Annotated in this window: 17 protein-coding genes and 4 pseudogenes; 3 read left to right on the forward strand and 18 right to left on the reverse strand. The window is 60.3% G+C overall.

Annotated elements, in window-relative coordinates:
- Complete coding sequence (gene istB, locus DN412_RS28515) at positions 1-738, forward strand: IS21-like element helper ATPase IstB (RefSeq protein WP_115214655.1); 738 nt, start codon at positions 1-3, stop codon at positions 736-738.
- A gap of 115 nt (positions 739-853) precedes the next feature.
- A complete protein-coding gene (locus DN412_RS28520; RefSeq protein WP_208647673.1) occupies positions 854-1480 on the forward strand; it encodes a Rossmann-fold NAD(P)-binding domain-containing protein in 627 nt (208 codons plus the stop codon).
- Positions 1481-1720: 240 nt separating this feature from the next.
- Here DN412_RS28520 and DN412_RS28525 read toward each other — a convergent pair whose 3' ends face one another.
- The 18 genes and pseudogenes from DN412_RS28525 to DN412_RS28610 all read right to left on the reverse strand — a co-directional run bounded on the left by DN412_RS28525 (position 1721) and on the right by DN412_RS28610 (position 23309).
- On the reverse strand, positions 1721-2590 hold the full coding sequence (locus tag DN412_RS28525; protein WP_115214639.1) for an AraC family transcriptional regulator: 870 nt from the start codon (positions 2588-2590) through the stop codon (positions 1721-1723).
- Positions 2591-2996: 406 nt separating this feature from the next.
- Positions 2997-3920, reverse strand: a complete 924-nt coding sequence (kce, locus tag DN412_RS28530; protein ID WP_115214656.1) for a 3,5-dioxohexanoate:acetyl-CoA acetone transferase — start codon at positions 3918-3920, stop codon at positions 2997-2999.
- Positions 3921-4320: 400 nt separating this feature from the next.
- Positions 4321-4692: a tautomerase family protein gene (locus DN412_RS28535; RefSeq protein ID WP_115214640.1), complete on the reverse strand. Its 372-nt coding sequence runs from the start codon at positions 4690-4692 to the stop codon at positions 4321-4323.
- A 357-nt stretch (positions 4693-5049) separates the two neighbouring features.
- Positions 5050-5205: pseudogene (locus DN412_RS28540) on the reverse strand (IS5/IS1182 family transposase); the annotation flags it as partial.
- A pseudogene (locus tag DN412_RS44750) lies at positions 5177-5333 on the reverse strand (Tol-Pal system beta propeller repeat protein TolB); the annotation flags it as partial. The pseudogenes DN412_RS28540 and DN412_RS44750, both read right to left, overlap by 29 nt.
- Positions 5334-5355: 22 nt before the next feature.
- A complete protein-coding gene (locus tag DN412_RS28550; RefSeq protein WP_115214641.1) occupies positions 5356-5616 on the reverse strand; it encodes an H-NS histone family protein in 261 nt (86 codons plus the stop codon).
- Complete coding sequence (locus tag DN412_RS28555) at positions 5600-6736, reverse strand: DNA-binding protein (RefSeq protein ID WP_115214642.1); 1137 nt, start codon at positions 6734-6736, stop codon at positions 5600-5602. Before DN412_RS28555 ends, DN412_RS28550 begins: the two co-directional genes overlap by 17 nt.
- A 276-nt stretch (positions 6737-7012) precedes the next feature.
- Positions 7013-7723, reverse strand: a pseudogene (locus DN412_RS28560) (Tn3 family transposase); the annotation flags it as partial.
- Between the two features lie 53 nt (positions 7724-7776).
- Positions 7777-9681: a tyrosine-type recombinase/integrase gene (locus tag DN412_RS44135; protein ID WP_115214643.1), complete on the reverse strand. Its 1905-nt coding sequence runs from the start codon at positions 9679-9681 to the stop codon at positions 7777-7779.
- Positions 9682-9839: 158 nt separating this feature from the next.
- On the reverse strand, positions 9840-11009 hold the full coding sequence (locus tag DN412_RS28570) for a tyrosine-type recombinase/integrase (RefSeq protein WP_115214644.1): 1170 nt from the start codon (positions 11007-11009) through the stop codon (positions 9840-9842).
- A 223-nt stretch (positions 11010-11232) separates the two neighbouring features.
- Positions 11233-13470, reverse strand: a pseudogene (locus DN412_RS28575) (Tn3 family transposase); the annotation flags it as partial.
- 858 nt (positions 13471-14328) lie between these two features.
- The gene (locus tag DN412_RS28580; protein ID WP_115214645.1) at positions 14329-16014 is read right to left on the reverse strand and encodes a tannase/feruloyl esterase family alpha/beta hydrolase; all 1686 of its coding nucleotides are present in this window, start codon (positions 16012-16014) and stop codon (positions 14329-14331) included.
- A 189-nt stretch (positions 16015-16203) separates the two neighbouring features.
- Positions 16204-17292, reverse strand: a complete 1089-nt coding sequence (locus tag DN412_RS28585; RefSeq protein ID WP_115214646.1) for a porin — start codon at positions 17290-17292, stop codon at positions 16204-16206.
- 116 nt (positions 17293-17408) lie between these two features.
- The gene (locus DN412_RS28590) at positions 17409-18356 is read right to left on the reverse strand and encodes a PDR/VanB family oxidoreductase (RefSeq protein WP_115214647.1); all 948 of its coding nucleotides are present in this window, start codon (positions 18354-18356) and stop codon (positions 17409-17411) included.
- Positions 18353-19408: an aromatic ring-hydroxylating oxygenase subunit alpha gene (locus DN412_RS28595; RefSeq protein WP_115214648.1), complete on the reverse strand. Its 1056-nt coding sequence runs from the start codon at positions 19406-19408 to the stop codon at positions 18353-18355. Before DN412_RS28595 ends, DN412_RS28590 begins: the two co-directional genes overlap by 4 nt.
- Before the next feature lie 82 nt (positions 19409-19490).
- On the reverse strand, positions 19491-20687 hold the full coding sequence (gene fdhA, locus DN412_RS28600) for a formaldehyde dehydrogenase, glutathione-independent (protein ID WP_115214649.1): 1197 nt from the start codon (positions 20685-20687) through the stop codon (positions 19491-19493).
- 93 nt (positions 20688-20780) lie between these two features.
- Positions 20781-22142, reverse strand: a complete 1362-nt coding sequence (locus DN412_RS28605; RefSeq protein WP_115214650.1) for an MFS transporter — start codon at positions 22140-22142, stop codon at positions 20781-20783.
- A gap of 144 nt (positions 22143-22286) precedes the next feature.
- On the reverse strand, positions 22287-23309 hold the full coding sequence (locus DN412_RS28610) for an aromatic ring-hydroxylating oxygenase subunit alpha (RefSeq protein WP_208647674.1): 1023 nt from the start codon (positions 23307-23309) through the stop codon (positions 22287-22289).
- 193 nt (positions 23310-23502) lie between these two features.
- Between DN412_RS28610 and DN412_RS28615 the strand changes: the two genes are divergently transcribed.
- A complete protein-coding gene (locus tag DN412_RS28615) occupies positions 23503-24033 on the forward strand; it encodes a MarR family winged helix-turn-helix transcriptional regulator (protein WP_115214652.1) in 531 nt (176 codons plus the stop codon).
- The last annotated feature ends 853 nt before the right edge of the window (positions 24034-24886 follow it).

Here is a 24886-nt window from a genome sequence, read left to right on the forward strand (position 1 = left end):
ATGCTCAACGAACACACATTGACCCAACTGCGCGCGCTGCGCCTGGACGGCATGGTCGCCGCCTTGGCCGACGCCGCCACCCAAGTCGCCACCAGCGACATGTCCTTCGAGCAACGTCTGGCCTTGCTGGTCCAGCGCGAGGTGGACTGGCGTGACAGCAAACGACTGGAGCGCCTGATGAAAGCCGCCCGATTGAAGGTCTCCTCGGCTTGCCTGGAGGACATTGATTGGCGCGGCAGTCGCGGCCTCAGCCGTGAACTCATCGCCAGTCTGGCCAGCGGGGACTGGCTGCGCCACGGTCACAACGTCTTGCTTACCGGGGCCACCGGTTGCGGCAAGACTTGGTTGGCGTGCGCCTTGGGCCAGCAGGCGGCACGGCTGGGCTTCTCGGTGCTGTACGCCCGCGCGCCAAGGCTGTTGGAGGAATTGCATGTGGCGCATGGCGATGGCAGCTTTGCGCGGCGCCTAGCGCAATTGGCCAAGCTCGACCTGCTCATTCTGGATGACTTTGCCATTGCCCCCATTGCGGCGCACGAACGAAACGATTTGCTGGAGTTGCTCGACGACCGCGTCGGCACTCGCTCGACCGTCATCACCTCTCAGTTGCCGGTCACGGCGTGGCACGCCTGGCTTGATGAGCCCACTCTGGCAGATGCCATCCTCGACCGCATCGTCCATGGTTCGCACAAGATGGCCCTGAAGGGCGATTCCATGAGAAGGCTGCGCCAGGCCGACTGAAACACCGCCGCCGAACCGTCATTCCACCCTGATGGCGGACACTTCGGTTACGATTCATCCCGTCACTCAGGACACCAGCGCAGGGTGTCCGCCTTCGCATGGAACACTGTCCGCGATGAGTCTGGAATCACTGTCCGCCATCAGTGGAATGCGCACATCAGGCGTTCGGCACATCGTCAAACTGTCCGCCCTCGGCCCCGCGACCCGACTTCTTCCCATCGCTTGGCACATGCAGATCGAAGCGCATTTGGCGCAGCAGCCGATCGCATCTACCGTCTTGCGCCCTAGCACTTTCAGCCATGTGCTCAAGCGTCTGGGGCCACACATCGCCGCCGGTTCCTGGGCCGGCGCAGCGGGTAACGGGCGTGTGAACTTCATCGATACCCGCGATGTTGCTGAAGTGGCCCGCATTGCATTGCTCGAGGAAATCGAGCCCGCGTCGCAACGTGCGTACCACCTGTCTGGTCCACGTGCGTGGACCATGAACCAGGTGGCAGAGGAGTTGACCTGCCTACTTGGACATCCGGTTACTTACGTCGAACGTTCGCCTGCCGAACAGAGAGAGGCTCTGCTCGGCGCCGGACTTGCGCCGCTCGTAGCCGATCTTTTGGTTGGACTCGACCAAATGTTCCGCGAATCTGTGCTCGCCGAAACGACGTCGACGGTCGAGGAACTGACCGGAAAGGCCCCACATTCGTTGACCGAATGGTTGACCGACAACCTAGACGTATTTCGAGCGTGAGCTCTCCGTCGGGGGTGTCCCAGGAAGTGGGGTAAGTCTTGTGCCACTCGCTGCGCGGCAAAGCGCGTAGGGCGTAGCCCGAAGCGGCTTGCCCTACGCGCTTTGCCGCGCAGCGGCCATTTCGTTCTGGGTGGCCATCGTGAAGTCGGGATTAGTTTGATGTGCGATCCACCGAACTTTGTCCTTGAAGGAAATCACGATGACCAACGCCACTACGGCACCCCGGGGCCGCGTAACGCATTAGCGCGTCGCAGCCCTGCGGAAATCGGACGGCGTGACGCCGGTCGCCTTCTTGAATGCGGTGCTGAAGTGCTGAGCGTGGCTGAAACCGCAATCCAGCGCGACTTCAGTTGCGGTGCGACGAGGATCCAGGAGGAACTCTTTGGCCCGCTCGAGACGCAGACCGTACACAAAGCGCAAGGGCGTCTGCCCGGCACTTTCGCGAAAAGCCCGCATGAAGTGCCGCGGACTGACACCGGCAACTTGCGCCAAGCCCTTGATCGTGAACGGCCGCGACAAGTCGGCCTCGATGTAGTCGATAACGCGCCGCAAGCTGCTAGGTGGGAGGCCACCGCACGGCCGAATGGCGGCTGCCTGGCTGCCGTCGACCCGCGCCAGTAGGGCGAGTGCTTGCATTGCCCAGCCCTCGGCGAACAACCCGTAAAGGCTGTCTGCATTGCGCGCCTCACGGCATAGGACCGAAAGGCCACGTTGCAGATCTTCGTTGCCAAAGGCAATCAGCGGCCGATTGAAGTGGCAGCCGGCGTCGGAGGCAACGGCCGGGTCAAGGAAGACCACCGTGTAGTCGAAGCACGGGGCTACGTCGAACTCGCCTTCGACTGAAATCGAGGCCGGGAACAGCGCAAGGTTTGTTCCTTGTGTTATTCCCGAGTGAATGCGGCGGCCGTCGAGTTGCAGATGCAACTCTTTGAGGCCGTTACGAAACCAGAACAGCGCGAGCCGCGGCTGACGAAAACGCCAAGAGATGGGCCCGGTCGCCCGACGCGCGAGGACTTCAACATGGGTGGTGCGCGAGTCAACAATGGTGCCGGATATGAGTTCGCCCCCAACCTCGCGGTATTCAGCTTGTGAGTCAAGGTGACCATGCATTGCTTACCTCCACTTCGACCTTGCGTCCAGCCTCATTGTGCGCGCGGCCGATTGACCTCGCAAGCGAATCACTCGCTGGTGAATACCCCTTATGGGGAGGGTCGCTGACGCATGGACGTCAACCGCGTTCGCTTTGCCCTCGCACATCGTGCACCTTGGCTCGACTCGTGCTGGTCTGAAGCAATAGCGATGCGATGAGCCATGACAACGGGCCCGCGAGGGGCCCGGCATCAAGCACAGTAGATCGGCGATTTAGGTCTAGCCGACGGCGTCGCCACATCTCGGTGAAGGGCACTGCTGGCCGATTGCAGCGTCGGCCGCACCGGCGCGCCTGATCTCGGCGCTCAGCCCCATGGACCTCGCAACGCGATTTGCTTGGCAAAAAACGTCGCCCCTGTTCCTTCTCTCAGAACTTGACGTTCCCAATGCCCTTCAATTGCAAGATTTCCCGGGCTTCGTTCGGGCTGGCGATTTCGAGTCCAAGCCCCTCGATAATCTGGCGCGCCTGCCGCACCTGTGCGGCATTGCTCTCGGCCAGCGTGCCCCGTCCAAGCCACAGGCTGTCTTCCAATCCGACGCGCACATTGCCGCCCATACTGGCAGACATTCCTGCAAGGCGAAGCTGATCTTTGCCTGCCCCCAGCACCGACCAGTGATAGTCATTGCCGAACAGCCGGTCGGCCGTCCGCTTCATGTGCAACACGTCGTCAGGATGCGTGCCGATACCTCCCAGGATGCCGAACACGGTCTGAATAAAGAACGGCGCCTTGACCAGACCGCGCTCGACGAAGTGCGCCAAGTTGTAGAGGTGGCTCACGTCGTAACACTCGAATTCGAAGCGCGTGTCATTGGCGGCACATTGCGCTAAGGCGTATTCAATATCCTTAAAGGTGTTTCGGAAAATCAGGTCACGACTGGCTTCGAGCGCTTCGCGCTCCCAGGCATGCTTAAATTCCTTGAAACGCGCGAGCATCGGGAACAGCGCGAAGTTCATGGAGCCCATATTGAGTGAAGCCAACTCGGGCGCAAAGCGCATTGATGGCTGAATGCGCTCCTCGATCGTCATGTAGGGCGAGCCGCCACTTGTGATATTTAACACTGCATCGGTGCGTGCCTTGATTTGCGGCAAGAATCGGCCAAATGCATCGGGGCTCTGGTCCGGCTTGCCCGTGACAGGATCGCGTGCATGAAGGTGAATGATCGCGGCGCCCGCTTCGGCCGCGCCGACCGAGGCTTCAGTGATTTCTTCCGGAGTGACCGGTAGATACTGTGACATTGAGGGCGTATGAATCGCACCGGTGACAGCACATGTGATGATGACTTTGCTCATGATATGAATCAGGAAGTCCACATCAGGTGGCCAGTTCGGGAGCCAGCGCGCGTGACGAGCGTGCGATGCTTGCTAGCGTGAATCTGCTGTTGCCAGCTTCAGCGCGGGTTGACTTCATTGACTTGTCTCCTTTTATCTTCGGTACGAGGTTTTGGTGATGCAGCGAGGCCGAAACCTCGCTCCCGTTAGTCCGAGCATGGCGCGCGCTGAACCAAATGGCGCGGCGCAAGCGCTCTTCGATGCGCATGGTTAGCGAACCGTCGGTCGTTAGATTCACGACTCAGTCGGAGCGCGCCCGGACCGCTGCGTGGATCGGCTCGAATCGCTTGGTAGTGCGGTCCGGCTTGCGGTTTTGGGTCGCCCGCATGCAGATGCACGATGGGATGGCTGGACCAAACCCTCACACGCGAGGGGCTTCGGGCAGGCGTTCACCGCCGCGCACGACGTATTTGGCGGGATACAGTGTGACGAGAACCTCGACTTCGTCCTCCGTTGCCCCGGTGCACGCGCTCCAGATCGAGCTCACCTTTTTGGCCAGCGATAGCACGGCGCCGTCGCTGCGCCCATCACGTATGTGGCAGAAGATCAGCGTTTCGGAAGTGGGCTCTCCCGAACGGTAGGTGTTGTCGGGCGTGGATTCATGGAATACGACGCTAATCAAGTCGAGCGGCGAAAGGATGATCTCCCTGATCGCGCTCGTGAACTCGCTGGCGATCTTGGCCTTGACGCCAGCTTCGATTCCGACCTTGCATTCGCAAACAATGATGGGCATGTTGTGTCTCCGTGAAGATAGGGCTGCTGAGGCCTCAGTCTCTCGGAACGTCGCCCTGGGTGATTGCTTCGGGGTGCCACCACTTGCTTGGAAGTGCCATGACATGGCGTCGTGCCGCCAGTCCAGGCCAAGATCGCTATCGGTGGCCGGCGCCCGCCAGGGCGACGTATTGCCCCAAACAGTGCTCACACGTTTCGCACCCGCTAGACAGCCGGGGCGCTGCAGGAGCGGCTGACGGCAGCGTTGGCACAAGCTGGCGCCTGTCGACGCAGATGCGCGAGATTGAGCTCGCCTTAGCGCAGTCACAGGCTAAATAGTCGGCCCCGAACAATTCGTTCTGCAGGCTCGCAGGACACTTTAGCGAAGTGATATGGCGAGCTGATCGAGGTTCAGGAAGCGCAGAAACCAGGCACAAAGAAGCCGCAGCTTCCGCAAGACCAAGCGGATGTTGTGGCCAGCGCCGCACAGGACTGCATGCAGGGCATCGCCGAGCGCGCCCTTCAGCCAATTGCGATACCGCCGCCAGCACCGGGCGCCCGTGAACGCGTGTGGCATAAAGAATGTACTTGCCGTTGGCCCGCGAAAGTCGGGGCCTCGTCGTTGGTTGTGTCGATCAGCCCCGTCACATCGGCGTTGGACAGAGGGCCGGAATAGTTTGTAGGCCTATCCAACCCGGAAAAACTCCACCGACTGCCCCGCATTGACCGCCCGCCGCAGCCAGTCGGGCATCTCGCCCTGCCCGTCCCAACTCTGCCCCGCGGCGTTGCGGTAGCAGACCACCGGCGGCGGCGCGGGCGGGGGTGGCGGAGGGGGCGGCGGATCGAAGCACCCCGCCGCTTCCAGCTCCTCCATGGTCAGCCCGTAGTCGGCCATCTCCGCCTGGATCCAGCGGATCGCCGCCGCCCGCTCAGTTTTTGCTGTCATGGCTGTCGTCACTGCTGTCGCTGTCGTCATCCGGGTTGGAGGCGGCCGTCGGCGCGCCCTGTCCTTTGCCCTGTTCTTCGCCCGGTGCTTGCTTCTCGGTCGGCGCCGGGGTGCCGGCCTTGCGGCGCCGCCCGCCACCACCCTCCCCCCGCCCGGGTGGCGCCACCCGCAATTCTGCCAGCAGCTGGCGCGCCAGCGCCGCTTCGGCCTCGGCCCGTTCGGCCCGGCGCTGCGCCGCGCCCAACTCCGCCTGCACCGCGTCCAGGTCGTGCGCCGCTTTGCGCTGCGCCTGCTCGGCGCTGGCGAGCCGATCGGCGAGCGTCGCGGCCTGGGCCTCGAGCCGGGCACGGCCCTCGGCCTGCGCCACCGCCGCGTCGCGGGCCTCGCTGCGCGCCGCTGCCAGTTCGCCGCGCAAGTCTTCGGCCGTGCGATCGCTCTTCTGGCGCGCGGTGCGCTCCGCGTCTAATTCGCGCAAACTGCGCCGCTCACTGGCCTCGGCCCGCTCCTGGGCGATGGTCACCTGCTCGCGGGCGCGCTCGAGCTCGGTCGAGAATTGGGTGCGCAGCTCCGCCAGCTGCCGCCCGGCGACCTCCAGCTCCGCCCGCCCCGCTTCCAGCCGGGCCTGGGTTGCCGCGTGCGCCTGGCGCTCCGCCGCCAGTTCCGCCTGCACGGCGTCGTGCGCCTGGCGCGCCTCGGCCAACTGCGCCAAGACCGCCGCCACCTCCTCCCGTGCGGCCGCGGTCTCGGCCCGCGCGGCGTCGCGCTCGGCCTCGGCGGCGCTGGCCGCATGGCGGGCCTCGGCGCGCAGCGTGGCCAGCTCGCCGGTGGCGGCCTCGTTGGCCGCCTGCCAGATGGTCTGGACCGCCCCGGCCGCGATTTCCTTCAACGCCTCCGGCAAGTCGGGATGGTCGATAGTCACGCGCGTGCGCCCGCGCAGTTCCTGCCAGAACGCCTGCAACACCTCGGAGGGCGTGCCCATGCTGCCCTTGCGCACCAGGCTGTAGAGCTTGTTGGTGGTGGGCGTGACGCCGTAGCGGAAGAACAGCAAACCGCAGACCTCGCGATAGAGCGCACGGGTTTCGGGGAAGCGCGTGCGCAACTCGGCAATGTCGTTGGCCATCGCGGGGTAATCGTCCTTTTGCAGCAGATTGATACGGTCAGGATTAAAAAGACGTTCCAGAACAATGACTTAGTGATTCTTCGTTCCGCGCTGCACCGTCCTTTCTTTGCGGATTGATACGCGGTTAGCAGGCGCCGTCTCGCCAAAGTATGCGTGGCCAGCCTGCGAAGCTGCTGTCTTAGCTGCCGCTGCGAAGGTACTGCCGTATTTCTGCCTCGAGCCACTGCGGTGTGCCAATCTGTGGCAGATTTTGCTCTACGGCGTTTGATGTTGCAGTTATGCCATAGCCTGTCGGATTGTTGCGCCACGGCCTTGGATCAGCGCGTCAATGTAGCGCTCGACACCGAAGCTGAGAATCCCCCGGAAGTTGATGTGCCCGGAATGCCCCGGCCCCATGCGGCGCAGCCAAGCGTCCTCGATGTTCGTGCCCCCCTTGCGAAGTCGCTCGACGACATCGTTCATGCGGTGGGTATTCCACGCCAGAACGATGTTGGTCAGAAGCGCGTGCGCCCCCGAGATCGCCGTCAGCTCATCGCCTCGCCGTCCGCGTTCGTGTGGTACCCGGCCACCATGGATCGCGCGCTGCGACTGGTGCACCGACTCGCCTCGGCTGAGCAACGTATGGATTTCGCGGCGGAAGTCTTCAATGGTCACGTAGTCGCACAGGAAGATGCTACGCAACAGCCGGCCGAGGTGCTCGGCAGCTTTGTGCGCCTTGTTGGTCCGGGCGGCGCTGCCCAACCGTTGCATGGCGAGCTCAGCGCTAATGCGGCCGATACGGATCGATGCCAGCACCCGTAGGAAATCGTCCCAACCCAGGCGTATGGCTCTCAAGGACAACCGCTTCGTGGTGACACGCTCGATACCTTCCGGCACTTTGAACTCTGCGGGGAGGTACAGCTTGCGCTCCGCCAGATCGCGCAGCCGCGGACATAGATCGAAACTCAAGCCCTTGGCCAAGGCCATCGCGGCGTTCGTGTTTATATGGACAAATCGCATTTTTGGCCAATCATTCGACTTCCCTCCCAATCGGCGCAGCGTCAGTCTGGGCCGTGCCCTGGCTCTCCCAAATCGATCAGAAGTCGCGCGATGCGTTCGGCGATGGAAAGATGCCGTTCTCGTTCCTTGGGCCAACCGCGAGCCTGTGCATCCGTAGCCAGCGTCAGTTCTAGCTTCCGTCGCTCGCGCAGTCGTGGCACATATGCCGGGGTCGTCACGAACTTGGCGCACGTCAAGTACATATCGCATTCGCACGGCCCCTCGGCCGGTAACCGCAAGCAGTGACCGAGTTCCAGTTCGGTCTTGAAGAAATTGCACTTTAGCCAGTCTACGGAAGACCTCGGCAAGGCACCGCTGCGGAGTTGCTCCGCCGCGGGACCTGCAAGGATCGCCCCGGGTTCCAGAACGGACTTGTAGTCGCGCAACACCTCGCGATCACTGATCTGTGCATAGACAAGCGACATCGATGCACTGCGATGCCCCAGTATGCTCATGATCGTATGCAGCTTCGCTCCGCGTTCGGCCAGTTGCGTACCGACCGTGTGACGGAAGCGATGAGGACTAATGGTCCGACGCCCATTCTCGTCGACAGTGCCGGCGACTTCGCAGGCGCGTTTCAACGAAGCCTGGAAGAGGTATGCGCATGAGAGCAGTCTGCCGTGTGCCATGAACACGTATCGCGTTGGCGTTCCCGTCAGTTCATCGGTCAGTGCACGCTCGCGTCCCTGAGTCCGTGCTGCGATCAACTTCCTCAGTTCAATTGCCGCTTCCTCATGCAACGGCACGACGCGTTCCCGGTAGGTCTTGCCCGCTGGCAGGCGCAGACGGGCCGTGCCGTCAAGATAGCTATCAAGGCAATCAACGGACAGTCGCTGGATCTCTCCCTTTCTAGCCCCGGTCCATCGAGCGATGAGCAACGCAGTACGTTGATACGGACACTCCAGATTTCCGACGGCAACCATCAGACGCGCAAGCTCATCTGCTGGAATGAATCGTGGAACTCGTACTGGCATCTTTGGCAGATCCCCGATGCCGAGCAACGGTCGCCCCGGTGTGTCATCCCACTCCCACGCGGCTGTGTTACGAAAGAATTGTGACAGCGCGGAAACATGCGCGCGTCGAGCCAGTGTGCCCAAGGGCTGCCCCGTTCGCGGGCTCGGCTGCGTCGATAATGCCACCAGATATTCCAGGACATCGTCTCGCGTGACCTGCGCAAAGCTCTCCACCGCCGGCCGCTCATTGTTCAGCCACACCATAAATCGATATAGCGCGAGCTCGAACTTCTGCACGCTTAGCGGACGATCCGTCGCGTTACGCGCCACGAGCCAGCGGTCCACCACGTCCTGCATGCGCGGCACAATGGGCTTTCGTTCCTTAATGCTGCGCATGAACTTCTTCGGCTGTGCATCCAGTTGTTCTCGATGGAACAGCAGCAACTCAAGCTGATTCACACGCAATGTCCAGCTCTTGCGAAACGCCTCGAAGTTGCCTGAGGCGCTCGGATAGAACTCGTGCAGGTCGCGACTGGCAAGGAACGCCGCTATCCCTGCGCGAAGTCCGTGCACATGCTCACCGCCGAACGTGGAGGCGTCGATGCACCCGGTGTGCAATATCACCCGGCTCACGGTCCAGCGCAACGTCGCGTCGATCCCAAACTTGCCAAAACCCAGTCGCTGGGCATCACTCCGAAGGGCGTCGATGCCCAGTTCCAGCCCCATTTCTCGCGCCATCTCTGGAACGTACAGTGGGCTGCTGGCGAAGAGCCATGGATAGTCGAACTGCAACAAGCCGCGAAGCCCCAGGAACAGAAGAAACGGCCGTCCGGTGTGGGAAATTTCGGCATCAAGCCCATACTGCTTTCTCGCAGGCACACTGCCGACACGGACGGCAAGGGGCTCCGCAAACCAGGCTCGAAGGTCTGGCCAGCGACGTACGAAGCGGCGCATATCATTAAGCCTGCGGCAGCATCGGGTGGGAGACCCGGGCAGCGCATTGGCAAACTCTGCATATTCAGACTCGGAGCAATACGAACAAGCTCGATGTGGTGTATCGAGCGGTTTCGCTGCAACGTTTGTTGGTCGCGGCATCGATCATCCTAGATCGCTCAGGTGGTCACCGGAACGCCGCTCACCGGTTCGACATCATCAAGGCCCAGCGCTTGTCGATAATCGGCGACGACCTGTCGATCGGAGATGCGGGTGTAGATGCGCGTCGACTCTGGGGATGCATGGCCGAGCCGCTTCTGGAGCGTCAGCTCACGCATCCCCGCCTCCCACATACGGGTGGCATGGGTGTGGCGCAGGCTGTGCGGCGTTACCCATGGCTCCCGAATTTTGGCTCGCTCACAGGCCCTGATAAACAGCTTGAACAAGGCAGGATAGCCGGGTGGTTCGAGCCGGCGTCTCCCGGCGCCACCGATGAGAAATACGAAGGGACTGTCTCCGTCGTTCGGCCTTTCGGTCATGACGTACATGTTCACAATTTCCAGCGTGGTGGGATCGTGCAGATCAACAACGCGTTCGAAGCGAGACTTAGCCCGTACGCCCTTCGGATGATCATTGCGATATCGCACCATGACGCGACGCTGGCCGTACCGGACGTCTTCCAAATGCAGGCCCAACGCCTCTCCTGGTCGTAACCCACCATCCAGCATCAATCGCAGAATTGCCCGGTCACGTTGGCAATGAAGCTCCCCGAAAAGCGCGTCGATCTGTTCATCGGACATCGGGCGAGGCAACCGGTCCACGGTCTTTACGGACACCCGCCTGCGCAACGGCCTTTGACGGCTCGCGCCGTCCATGAAAGGTCGATGCCTACTGGTCACGCGCTGCTGTTGGTGATCAAGCGTCTTCTCAAGCGGGTTAGCACTGTCCAGTTGTGCCGAGAGAATTGCGAAATCATAGAACGACGAGACGGCTGCAAGTATCCGGTTGACAGTGGCCGGGGCCAATTGCGCCATTGCCCTTCCGTCGATCGTCAGCGCCTCGGCGATCGAACGCCGGCGAGGCGACAATGGAATCCGTAGCGATCGCAAATAGCCAAGAAGTTCGACGGTATGCCACACCCTGAACTCTTCCCACTTCAGTCGCCGTTGCGTGAGGAAGCGCCACAGGTGTTGCAGATCGTGGGCATAGGCAATCAGCGTGTTTGGCGAACAGTTTCGCGCCGCAAGGTGTCGCAGGTAGTCATTGATGACCTGGACAGGTCCGCCAGCGTCATCCAGCAGCAAGACGCTTCTTTGCCCATTGGGCAAAAGGGTGTTGCGAACGGCCATGGCAGGCTCCTTTCGAAGCACTGGTTAGCTCCCGACCATGGACAAGGCATCGGCACATAACGCAGGAGCCCCCCTGGTTCGCCGTTTGTCGGTCGGTAGTGTCGCCAGGCTGGCAGGCCCGCTTCGGGCTACGCCCTGCGCAGCCCTGCCAGCCTGGCGACATGTCTTTCCTTATCTATATGCCTTACCTATGGCGGAATGATGACAATGTCCACGTAACAATAAAGCCGTGCGTGTCCACTGCCAGTAACGACAGGCGGATATGGTCCTCGCTGCGGTTGTGCTGCTCTACGCCCTCGATGGCCACCCCAGCCTGACGCTCGTTCAAGATAATCGGTTGGTCATAGACGATGCCCCACTTGTCGAGCACGTGGGCGTAGATGCCGGTCGCGTAGGTGCGTCGACGTGGATCAACACGGGCAATCCACAGATGTCGCGATACGTCTAGTGACATCATGTCGGCCGATGCCTTTTTTCCGGTGCCCCAGTGCGTGGCTAATGGGATCTTTCCTTGAAATTCAGCTACCACCTCGTTGGCCCGGCGCAAACGGCCATGGGTCTCCAGCCCCCGCATGGCAAGTGACACCTGGGCGGTGTCGATGCCGGGAATCATCGCAGCGATGCCCTTGGCATCGATCTCGGTGCCATGGGCGAGCAAGGCCGCATAGGTCGACAGCAGTTCGGCCACGGACTTCGCCCGGTGCCCGAGCAGCACCTCGCTAAAATTGGTCGAGGCGTCGACCTCCAGCAATAGGTCTGGGAACTGCACATCGCCGATTGTCTTGTAGATCAAGTCGCGCGTGCGGCGCGGCTCATCGTCTTGCTCCAGCGCCACAATCGCCGGCAGGTGAAGCATGCCATCGTCTCCAATTTCGATCTTGCCTTTAGCAGAGGCCTCGGCCACCGCAGCCACACCAGCACGAAGCGTATCCAGTAGCTGTTCGATGAAGGTATCAGCCGCGGCTGGCAGGCCCAATAGCCCGAGATACTTGACACGGTCGCGCTCCCACTCCTTGGCAGGGATGAGCATTTGGTCGCCATCACCAAAGCGCATCGAGTGGTCAATCCATACGCTGCCCCGACGCAGGCTATTTCGCAGCGACATCATCGTGCAGGCAGAGAAGGCCTGATAGCCGCGCTTTGGGTCAGGATCATGGACGAGGTCATGCCACGCCGTGCCAACGCCGGTCACGATAAAGTCTTCTGGCAGAGCATTGAGCTTCCTTGTCTGCAGGTCGCGCCACGCCTCGAGGTTCGCAAAGCCGGGATCGTCCTCCCTGCCGCCGAATTCCAGGCTTTCCAGGCCCGCCAGCAGAGCGTGAATCCGCTGATGGTCACCGGTCAGCGCCGCGCGCACGTGTGACGCAAAGCTCGAATGCGCCGCGTCGGTGACGACGGCCAGGTGCTTCAGGGCTTCATCCACTCGCTACTCGGTCGACTTGCTCTTGTCTTGCAGGACGGCCTTGGCCTTGAGCGCCTGCTGCCTGTCTTCCATGGCGGAGCGGGTGTGCGTCGACTGCGCTGTGCTGGCCGCGCGTCGAAACAAATCCTGGCTGCGTCGGATGGTCTGGTGCATCGCGATATCGGTGAGTTCCAGCAAACTCATCCGTAGAAAACACACCAGTTCAAGCGCCTGGGTGCTCTCCTTCAGTGTTTTGGTCTTGGCCGGACGCCTTGCTTGCACTTTCTGCGCATAGGCACGCAGTTTGGGCAACGCGATGTCATCCAGATTCCACTCGTGCACAGCGAGGGCCTTCAGGTAACGGATCTTGTCCAGCGTTTCAGCGAGGTTCTTGGGGCCGTTGCGCCTGGAAGGCGCCTTGATCCACTCGAGGTGCGTTGCAGAGCCGTCAGCCCGTGGACTGCCGACGGATTTCATGCATTGCTGCAGCGTGGCCGCCGGCACTGCGCGGTTGACCGCTGCGAGCATTTGCGCCTCGTAGCCGGAAAATGCATGCCGTGCCATGTCGGTGATCTGGCGCTGGCCGGGAATGAGGCGGCAGCGATCGTAGAGCCACCGCTGAGCGGTGGCGATAAGTTCATCCACGTCTGCCGCTGCGGCAGCTTGCACGCGGAGCATTTCCAGCAAAGCGGCCTGAGTGGTGACATCGAACGGCTTGATGCCAAGGTGCTCCTTGACCCATTGCTGATGCTCGTACAACGTCGGGCGTCGTTGGTACAGCGTCTTCAGGCTGGCAATCGACAGTAGCGGCGCGGAGAAAGCTTCGCACACGTACTGAAGGAGATTTCGCGGAACGGCAGCAAACCGGTCTAACGGCCCACCGAAGGCCCGGAGGCAAACGAGTTGTAGGCCGACCGCGGCGAATCTGTCGGCCCGAAACCGCTCCCGTATTGCCGCGATGTCAGCACTGGTGAGCTGAAAAAACTGCTGCAGGTCAAATTCTGTCAAGCGGGCAGGCAACTCTTCCCTGCCAACGTAGCGATACGCAAATGCCGACATCTGCACTTTTCTGGGTGTCGTTCGGGACAAAACTGTACGACAAGTGCTCAGATGGCCGCAATGTCAAGCGAATAAGCAGCAGCCCCGTCAACAAAGAACTCGGGACCGATTAATAACCGTATCAATCTGCAGGAAAAGGACGATTACCCCATCTCGAGGGAATCAACCTGCGGGGCACTTTTGAGTTTCCCATCGCGCGCTATGCGCATCGGCTCATGCCCACCTCGGCGTTCCAGTCCGACTCATCTTCGCAGTGGCGTACGGCGTAACCGTTTTTGCTTTGAAAGCGGCTCAGAGGGCTGCACCAAAGAACTGATACCTCTGGGTCCGCAATAGTCACACCGGCGACATGCATCCCCTGACCGCCGAGCGCTTGCCGTCATCCGCTCGTCGGCTCCGACTCGGCTTTTCGGAGGCTGACCGCCCTTCCCTACTGCCACGCCCATGCTACAGATCGGTATCTGTGGATGCGGAAAATGGACCAGTCAGCAAGTGATTGATTTTATGGGGATATCTTCTGGGCATCGGCCGGAAACCCGCATGAATGCTTGGGGTGCTAACCCGGTAAATTGCATCGAAAACAAAGGGATACCCAATGGGAAGCAGCCGCGCGGTAATCGTGGCCACTTCAGTCTCGGAATCTAAAGCCTCGACAATTAAATGAGAAGCGAGTCAGCGGATTTCATCGGAGCCAGCAGCGCATCAGTCTGCAGAAAGGCCAAATGTAGTTGCTTACGTTTGCTCGGGCTGCGCTGAGGTACACGCCGGTGCGTGTGAACGCACCGGCGATAGACGGCTTCTTCAAGGGGCCTCTCCAGTGAGGGGACGAAAAGTAGACCGTCGTTGTTACCACGGCTGCTACAGCGTCACGCAGGTGAAGTTGGCCGCGTCATTTGGCGAGGCGCCCGAAGCACCGGTAAACTTCGGCCATGCCGGGTATTGGCACATCGGCCGAGTACGGCCCGCTGTTGCGCCGGTGGTGTTGCCGTCCACAGCAGTGAGCGTTCCGGGCGCCTGACCATGCTCAACCCAGTTGTCGAGAAGTCCGAGGCCGTCGTACTTGGCGTTGAAGGTGCCGAAGCCGTGGCCCAGGCCCGGAACAATATAGAATCGCACGAAGGAGTCCATCGCCGCCTGACCCTGGATGGCTTTGTGATACCCGTAGTACGCCTCCGTGTTGTGCGGCGAGATCAAATCGTCAATCGTTCCATGCACCAGGATCAGTTTGCCACCTCGATCGCGGAACGGCGCGAGGTCCACATTAGAGACGTCCATGATCGTGCCCACTTCCTGCGTCCGCGCTTGCCACTGCAACGGATCGAAGGTCAGCGGATCAAGACTTGGATTGCGCGTAATGATGTACTGGGTCGTAGCCGCACCCGCCCTGTACTCGAGCGCGTCCAATGCGGCGGAGGGCGGGTTAGTGGGTACCGGCCGCGTCCCGAACGTCGACTGACCGGCATACCGCGCGCCTTCAAGCAAAGCCCAACGGGGATACTCGCTCATACCCGCGATAGGGAAGCCCGGGCGGTACGGTGAGGCGATTTTGTCAACGGCATCGATCTGAGCATCGGACAGGCACGTGTCGCCAGTGTCAGTGCCACCGAGACAGCGCAACGTGCTACGTACCGTAGTGATATTGAATGCAGCGTTGCAGCCCGCCACATTGCTGATGATGCCGTCACTAACTCCGTCGAGACCGTCGCACGCGGCATAGACGGAGTCGGTGAGCAACTTGGTTTTGGTGGCATTCATCCAACCGGTGCCGCCGTTGGCATACAGGGCCTTGCCAAGATTGAGCGCGCCGAGGTGAAGCATCGTCACGTTGTAGGCCGGGTAGTTGGCAACCACGCCGTCGTAGTCAGCACCGTAGCGCGCCGCGGCATCCAGCGCCTCGTGCCCTCCCTGTGAGCCGCCGATGAAGTAGAAGCGCTTTGGCGTCGTGCCATAACGAGCCTTGACGATGATCATGGCCACGTCATGTGTCTTTTTGACTGACTGCTTGCCGTAGTTGAGCAGCGCCTCGTCGTTGAGACCAAACGTTCCATCAAATCCAGGGCCACCCTTGTGCCCCCCATCGCTGCCCAGCGTGACATAACCCTGCTTCAGCGGCATGGTTACGGTGGCAGGTTGCAGAGCAAAAGGATTAAGCCCCGTGACGAGCGAACCGTCATAGCCGCCGCCTCCAAGCTGCAACGCCTTGTTGTTCCACGCGGTTGGGAGATTGACCTGATACTCCATGGTCGGCGCGTCGGCACTTACCGGAAGAATCTGCCCCTTCACTGCGCAGTATTCGCCGTTGGAGTTGCCGTCCGCGGATGCGTCGACGAGTGTGGCGTTTTGCACCAAAGCGCCAGAAGTGGGCAAACCGATCGACGCCGCCGGGATTGTCATGCCAACCAAGGCGCTGCAGGCGTCTTGCGGCGTCTTAGGCGATGCCGGCTGAGAAGTAGTAGGTGTAGGGCTGTCAGAGCCCCCACCGCAACCGGCAATGAGGGCGACCAGGACGGTACCCCCAACAGCGGCAACGCGTATTTTCGTCATGAGCAATGTCTCCTTGTAATGACGCGTAGGAAATTATCTTTTTCTCGGAGTCGCTATTGCGCCCTGTCGGTCCGGCACAGGTCGCCGGAGATGCCGCACAACGGTGGGCATGCCTCCTACCGAAAGCGAATCCGGGCGCTTGCTGTCGATAAACTCACGAAACCAAGCGGTTGACCTGTTTGCTTGCACCTAGAAGATATGCTTAAGACCGGCCATGCCACCAAGTTGGTTGCCACCTGGGCTAGGATTGGTGCCCGGCTGCGCGCTTACTGAGAGTGCAAGATTGCCGCCGTTATTGATATAGCCAGCCGTAATATAGGCAGAGGTACGCTTGGTGAAAGCGTAGGTACTCCGCGCGGCAAATAGCCAAGCCTTGTTCGAACTATTGTGATATCGAAGGTTGAACGCTTCTACATCGACGCTGAGAGCCTGAGTAATTGGATACGAGACGCCGGTATAGAGGAGATCGCTGAGTGGCGTGGCACTTGCCTTATTGTCGCGGCGTAGCCAACCGAGGCCGATCTTTGCTTTCCCGGCCATGAAGTAGCCATTCACAGAGAGGCGATCATCGGTAAGCGCGCTACTCGTCAACCCGGCAAATGCCCCCGGACCACCACGAAGCGAATCATAGGCGACGGCCGCGCCCCATTGCTGCGCATCATACTTGAGCATTGCCGACCATTCCCGGCACGCCCGATGATCAGCAGGGTTCTCGCCCGGGCAGTTGGCCCCGGCCGGTCCAGGACCGGCATTTACCGTATCCCGGCCGAAGCTGTACGTCGCGCCAATCGTCAACCCTCCAAAAGTCCCTTTGTATGAAACCGCGTTGTCCGCGCGCGTATTCGGTATATAGTTGTCCAGCGAGCCCGAGCCGAAGATATTTGGACCCAGCATATCGGGTTCAGCGAGTGCCCAGAACAGCATGGTGTACTGTCTTCCGAGCGCTACCTGACCCCATCCCCCGGACAGGCCAACCAACGCCTGGCGCCCGAAGAGCCTGCCGCCCTGACTACTGCCCCCGTTGTCCGGCAAGAAGCCGGATTCGAGCCAGAAGAGAGCCTTCATGCCTGCACCCAAGTCCTCCGTTCCACGGATCCCCCAGCGCGACGGCACCGTACTCGTCAGGCTTGGCATCTGAAAAACCTGATCCTTCGCCGCGCCGACGTTGTTGACATATTCCAACCCAGTGTCAATAACCCCATACAGGGTCACTGATTGCGCCGAAGCTAGTGCCGGAATCAATGCGGCAATAAGTACTGCCACCTTCTTAGCTTTCATTTTGCCTCCCCTTTTATAATTAGTTGCGCGAGCTCAGGCATCTATCAGATTGATATGCGCCTGAAACTACCGGGAGCGTTGGAATTGATCCGGTATTGCCCCCTACTGCTTGCCGCCTACAGGTCCAGCGTCAGGATCGGAGTCTTAGAGCGTGAGCAGCACGGCAGGAACTGGTCGTTTGCCGCGCGTTCCTCATCCGTCAGGTATGCGTCGCGGTGATCGGGTTGGCCTTCCAGCACGCGGGTGAGACACGTCCCGCAAATGCCTTGCTCGCACGAAGTCTGGATCTCGACGCCGCACGCACCAAGCGCCTCCACCACGGTCTGCTCGGCTTTGACTGCTATGACTCTTCCAGAGCTTGCGAGCCTGACCTGAAACGCGTCACTCGCACCGACATATCCCTTCGGAGCAGTAAAGTACTCCCGGTGGAGGTTGGATTCAGCCCAGCCCGCGTTTCTCGCACGCGTCAGTACCGCATCGACGAAGCCCGATGGCCCGCAGACATAAACATGCTTGCCTGCATCGGGACCTGCGAGAATCGCCTCCAGATCGATACGCTCTCCAGGCGGAGCCGTATCGAAGTAGACACGCACGTGGTCCTTCATCTCGGGCCGCCTGAGTTGTTCGCGGAAGGCGGTTCGTTCCGGCGCACGCGTGCAGTAGTGAAACTCAAACGATGCCTCGAGATGAGTCAATCGTTCTGCCATGCAAAGTATTGGCGTCACACCAATGCCGCCCGCGAGCAGTATCGAGTGTTTCGCCTCCTTGGCGAGCGGAAAGTGATTCCTGGGTTCGCTGATCTCGAGCTCCGCCCCTTCGACCTGAGCATGCATTGCAATCGAACCACCGCGGGAATTAGGGTCCCGGAGCACACCAAGGACATAGCGATGTGTATCGTTCGGATCGTTGCACAGGGAATACTGGCGTACCAAGCCGTTGCCAACGTGGACATCGATATGCGCGCCCGCAGAGAACGCGGGCAAGGACTTCCCGGTTGGGTCTACAAGCTCGAAGGCACAAATATCCGTAGCCGTTTCGACCTTCTTCGCTAATTTCACTTTCATGATTGGCCGCCTATCTCTGTGACGCGCTCCGCCTCGATCAGGCGGAGGCGGTCAAGAATCCTCCGCGACTGCACCCCGCCACCATCAATATTGAGCATCAGCAGCTTGCGATGGGGATTCGTGGACACGTTCCGTTGTTGTGCCTCGAGCATCTCCATGTCCTCCGCAAAGATCTTCCCCTGGCCCTCGCGAATAGTCGCCGTCAGGTTGGCATCATCGGGCTTGAAGTTGCGCGCCATGCCCCAGAAGTACCAGATCGAGGATTCCGTTTCCGGCGTGATGAAGTCCACCACGATACTAGCGGCCTTATCCGTAGCGTCGGCGTGGTAGCCGCCTTTGCCAGCATGGGCGACGCCGACTTCGATCATCACGTGGCTAGGTGGCGTGAACCGGCAAATCTGCCAGCGATCGCAAGGCACATCGTCCGCCAGACCGTTGCCGCGAAGCGCAGCGGACCAGAACGGTGGGGGCATAATGTTTTCCATGAACCGGCTTGTTACTACCGTTTCGCCTTCCGTCTTCGTGATGGGCGCAGCCTCCTCGATCTCACTCTGTCCGATGCTCGAGGCATGTACATAGGTCTCATGGGTGAGATCCATGAGATTGTCGATCATCAGACGATAGTCGCAGCCGATGTGATACATGCCGCCGCCATAAGCCCATTCCGGGTTTTCCGCCCACTCAAGGTGATGGATAGCAGCGGGATCCGCCAGTGCAGCATCCCCTGGCCACACCCAGACGAAGCCATAGCGCTCAACGGCCGGATAGCGGCGGATCTTTGGGAAGCCGCCCACACGCTGGCCAGGCATGCTCGCACATTTTCCTGAGCAATCTGCCGCGAGTCCGTGATAGCCGCAGACGATCTGCCGGTCACGCACGAAACCAAGCGACAGCGGTGCGCCGCGGTGGGGGCAGAAATCGTCCAGCGCAGTAACTTCGCCTTCCTGGGGCCGGAACAACACCATCTGCTCACCACAGATCTTGCGACCTAGCGGCTTCTCTGCGATCTCGTCCGGAGTACACGCAACATACCAAGCATTTTTCAGAAACATCTTTCATCCTCATTCGGGCCCATCGCCCTCAAGAATTCCGCGCGGTCACGCGCCGGGGCGCGTGACGCAACGCAGTTCTTCGTCAGCTAGCGAGCAGTCCATGCGGGTCGATGACAAACTTCTTCGGCACGCCGGAATCAAATTGCAGATAGCCTTGCGGTGCCTCGTCGAGTGTGATCACCTGCACGTTGACGATGTCAGCAATCTTGATTCGATCCCATAGAATGGCCTGCATTAGGTTCCGGTTGTATTTCATGACCGGCGTTTGCCCTGTGAAAAAGCTGTGCGACTTTGCCCAACCGAGGCCGAATCGAACCGACAGGCTGCCCCGCTGCGCCGCTGCGTCCGTTGCGCCAGGATCTTCCGTCACGTACAACCCCGGAATGCCAATCTTGCCGGCGGCCCGCGTGACTTCCATCAGTGAGTTGAGGACCGTTGCAGGAGCTTCTTGATGCGAGCCGCTATGACCGTGGCCACGCGCCTCGAAGCCGACACAGTCGATAGCACAATCCACCTGCGGCTCGCCCAAGATGGCAGCAATCTGGTCCGCGAGCGAAGCGTCTTCGGACAAGTCCACGGTGTGAAAACCGACCTTGCGCGCGTGTGCGAGCCGAACCTTATTAACGTCGCCGACGATCGTGACTGCTGCGCCAAGAAGGCGGGCCGACGCAGCCGCGGCCAACCCGACCGGGCCCGCGCCAGCCACATATACCGTCGAGCCGGGACGGACGCCGGCGGTCACAGCTCCGTGGTACCCGGTCGGCAGAATGTCCGACAGGCATGTCAGGTCCCGAATCTTCTCCATGGCCTGTTCGCGATCGGGAAATTTCAGCAAATTGAAATCCGCATACGGCACCATCACATACTCGGCTTGCCCCCCGATCCAGCCCCCCATGTCGACATAGCCATAAGCACCACCTGGCCGTGCAAGGTTGACGCTCAGGCAAACGCCAGTGTTCATCTCCTTGCACATCGGGCAACGCCCACACGCGACATTGAACGGCACCGACACAATGTCACCCGTCTGCAGCGTGGTGACATCCGAGCCTACTTCGACTACTTCCCCGGTGATTTCGTGGCCGAGCACGAGGCCCGCAGGAGCGGTCGTGCGGCCCCGCACCATATGCTGATCTGAGCCGCAGATGTTGGTCGACACCACACGGAGCACTACTCCGTGGTTCGCCTTGCGACCGCTCGGCTCGACCAATTCCGGAAAGGCAATTGACTGGACTTCTACCTTGCCTGGGGCGACATAAACAACACCTCGGTTACCTGACATCTCTATCTCCACTGTATGACTGACAACAATGCACGCAAGCAGCTATCCTGCGGCCTGCGGTAAATTCGCTGCCGCTCTAATTGAGCAGTTCGATTACGTAGCAGCGGCGCCTTGGGGCTTGCAGTGAGCGTCAACGACGCCTGCGGGAATCCTTGCGAAGGTGATCGAAACTGCGACCGCCGCCGCCAGTAATGGCGCAGCGAAGAGGAAATACAGATGGCCAATCGCCCACCCACCGTCAATCAGCAGTCCCACCGTTAGCGGCGCGAGAATGGCGCCGATGCGTCCCATGCCGATCGCCCAACCCATGCCCGTCGCCCGCGCCTCAATCGGATAGAGAAGTGGCGCCAGGGAATACAGCCCACCGATGCAGCCGGATATAGTTGCGCCGATCACGAGGGCGACGATCATGGAAACCTCAAGCGAGGAAGTCACGAAGCCGAACAGCACGAGCGACAGGGCTCCGCTGGCGATGTACGTGTACAACAGCGACCGCAACCGGATTCGCGGCGATAGCACGCTGAACACTATGCAGCCGAGCATCCCGCCGACATTGAGTAGAACACCTCCTGTGATGCCCTGCGAAGCCGACATCCCAGCCTGCACCAAGAGCTTCGGCGTCCAGCTCATGACGAAGTAGAAGCTGGCCATCACGAGGAAGAATGCAGCCCAAATCATTAGCGTTCGCAGCACCAGCGCCGGAGATAGAAGCGCTACGAACCCAGAGCGCCGATCCATCGCGGCAGCGTCCTGTAGAGCAGCCGCGGGCAGCGCGTCCGCAGGCAAATGACCCATACGCTTCAGGATCTTATTTACCTTTTCGAGCGCACCTTGGGGGCGCTTGATCACGATGTGGTCGAGCGACTCGGGCAGCCAGGCCAGTACGAGCGGCAACGTCGACACGGTGGCCAGACCGCCGAACAGGAACACGCTTCTCCAGCCAAAGCGCGTCAGTAAGAGTGCGGCGATGATGCCGCCGATCGTTGCTCCCAGGGCATATCCAGTCGACTGCATACTGATGGCGGCGCTACGCCAGCGATTTGGAGAGTACTCAGCCGTAATCACGGTAAGGCTAGCCAGCATCCCGCCGATGCCTACACCGGTGAATGCACGAAGCGCGGCTAACTGGTCGGGGCTTTGCGCGAGCGCCGAGAGCAACATGCCTGCCGCAATGATCAGCAAGGAAGCCAGAATGATGGTTCTGCGGCCAAAGCGGTCGGCCAGCGGGGCGAGAAAGAGCGAGCCGGCTCCCATGCCCAGCAGGCCGGCGCTCAACAGAATGCCGACCTGCTTGCCGTTCAGATGCCATTCGGCCGAAGCGTGTGCGGCCGTGAATGCCATCGCCAGCACATCGAAGCCGTCGAGCATATTTAGGACAACACATACCGTTACGGCAATGATTTGAAAGCGGGACATCGGGCTTTCGTCAATGGCCTTTCGCACATCGAGTATCATGGTCTCCTCCTGAGCGGGCGCGTCGAAGCCTCGACTTGCTGGCGTCGACACCACGGTCTTTGGTTATTTAGGTTCATTGCTGGACGAGCTGGCGCTTCGCGCCGTCTTGCCGTATCGATTTGTACGGTGTCCGTGAGGTCGGGACTAGCTAGCCTGCTTGGCGGTCAATGCTGCGATAATGCGGCGAGCTCGGTTCGCTCCTGCGTCGACGTGTATGTCGATCTGTGGCTGGGTTCCGAAGCGGCACATGTTTTGGTGCTGCGCTTCGATTACGACTTTGTCCTCCTCGAAGGTCAACGCTGTCTGCTCATAAACCACATCCAGATTGCTGCTGCCGGATGGCGGCCGGTTTGTTGCAACGGTCCAGAAATAGTGCGCGGTCGTATCGGTCTCTGGCGTAATGCAATGAAGACCACGCATGTGGAAACCGCCACGATCCTGGTCACCCAGCGACTCCGTCCCAGCATCCACTGCGCCTGTCCAGATCCGAATCTGATTGACATCGAACTCAATCTCCTGCCAGCGGTCGATCCGGTCGCGGAAACCCCAGGCATCCGCATAAGTCTTCGGCGCCTCTGAGTTCATCATGTGCCGGACGATCCGTACCGCGTTGCCGGTGCCTTCCACCTTCATCTCTGCGTTCATATGCACGGACGGATTGCCACCAATCGTTCGCAAATGGACGTAACCGAGATGGCTTAGATCTAGCAGGTTGTCGTGGATTAGCTGGTATGGCGCTTGATAGTGAACTACGCCACCTCGATACTCGTAGCGTTCGTCGTTATGCCAGCGATATGCGGGAGGCTCGCTATCGGGTTCGCTGTCGGGATGGGCGCCAAACCATATCCACAAGATCTTGTCCCTTTCCATCACGGGAAAGCTTGCAACCCGAGCCTTTTCGGGGATGCGAGCTTGACCCGGGATTTCCAGGCATTTTCCTTGCGGGGAGAACAGCAAGCCGTGGTACCCGCACCGGATACCACTTTCTTCCACGGTGCCGCATGACAGCGGCAAAGACCGATGGCAGCAACGATCTTCCAGTGCGCCCGCGACACCGTCGGCGCTGCGGAACAGCACCAGGTGCTGGTTGAGCAATGTGCGCGCAAGTGGCTTGTCGGTCAGTTCCCATGAAAAACCGCCGGCATACCACTGGTTGAGTGCAAACATGGTGTCTCCTTGTGAGGGTGCGTCAGCCATGGCGCGCCCGGCCCTATCTGTCGAATAGGAGCGCTTTCCAGTTGACGTTCAGTGTACTCAATCTGAGATTCAGTATACTCATCATCAACCGTGCACGAAAGAATTTTTTGCTGGACCGGTACTAGGTATTAATACCTAGCACTCAAATTTCAGGGGAAGGGCCATGAATCGCCAGACTGCATCATCCAGCCGCACCAAAAGGCCGAGCGGACCCGAAGAGGAGTTGTCGACAGATCTCTATGACCAGCCCGGCCACCTGATCCGCCGTGCCCATCAGATCTCCGTCTCGATGTTCCATGCCGTGATAGGACAAGAAGTAACACCGATCCAATACGGTGCTCTGCGCATCCTGCAGGATCATCCAGATATTGATCAGGTCACACTTGCGAAGATGTGTGCCCTAGACAATTCCACCACCGCATCGCTCGCAGTCCGCTTGGAGGAGCGAGGGCTGGTGGAGCGCTTCGTGCCGCCGGAGAACAAACGCTATCGACTACTGCGACTCACTCGTGCCGGGGCCGAGCTTTTGGAAGAGCTTGTGCCGTCCGTGCATGAACTGCGCCATCGGTTGCTCGACCCGCTGACGAAAGAGGAGCAGGCCACGTTTCTTGCCCTCCTCTCGAAATTTGTCCGATTGAACAACGAGAAGAGCCGGGCACCGCTTCGCCGCGAGCTTGGGGAATCCGACCGCTAATCGTTCTACTTGAAGTACGGCATGTGAACTACCTGGATGATTGCTTATATATCGATAAGCTGCACCCCTCATTCAAGCTGCGCTCAACTTGCGCCGATGCTGCCGGTACCGCGGAGCATTGCTATAGATCCCCGGGGGCACAGGATTCAGTCGCATTCTTGCGGCACGTCACGCTCAGTCTGACAACGATTTTGATGTCGTTGGACGCTCGGTCGGTGTCGGCGTACGTCGTCGTTCTCAACGCCCTGGCGTGCGGTTACGACGCGCTTGAGTTGATGGATAGCCCTCAGGGTTGACTTGCTGAGATGGACCCGATACTCGCCCTTCGGCGACACGGAGTATCGTGGTGGCCCTCGGATTGGACGGCTGCGAAGGCTATCCCGGCGTCTTCCACCCGTTTGGTGGGTACGGCGAGAATTGCCGGATTGGCAATGGGCACGTTCAGCCGACAGATGCCCCGGCTTCGCATTGGCAGAGAGGGACGCGCTGGCCGAGAGGATCGTCGACATGGCCCGCTGATCGATGGCGGGGTGGACATAGGCAGGCTATTTCGCCAAAGCCTTGTGGGGCCGAGGATGCTCAGTTACGGGACTTCCCTCGATGAAAGCCGTAGGAGCAATGCGGAAAGAGGCGACGTTAGTTTGAGGGGACATGCCTCGACCGCAGTCGCCCGACTCTGTTCGAAAGGAGGGAAACACGCTGCTTTCTCTCCGATATTCCTCATCTTAGCGCATGCGGTTTTACACATCTCTGACCTTCCAAAGCGACCAGAGCGCCCAGGAAAAGCGTTTACTTTCAACGAGTTGAAGCGGCACTTGTAAACTCTCTAAGTCTCGCGTTTACTGTCGCATTT

It is taken from the genome of Cupriavidus lacunae (assembly GCF_003353055.1).
Classification (GTDB): Bacteria; Pseudomonadota; Gammaproteobacteria; order Burkholderiales; family Burkholderiaceae; genus Cupriavidus; species Cupriavidus lacunae.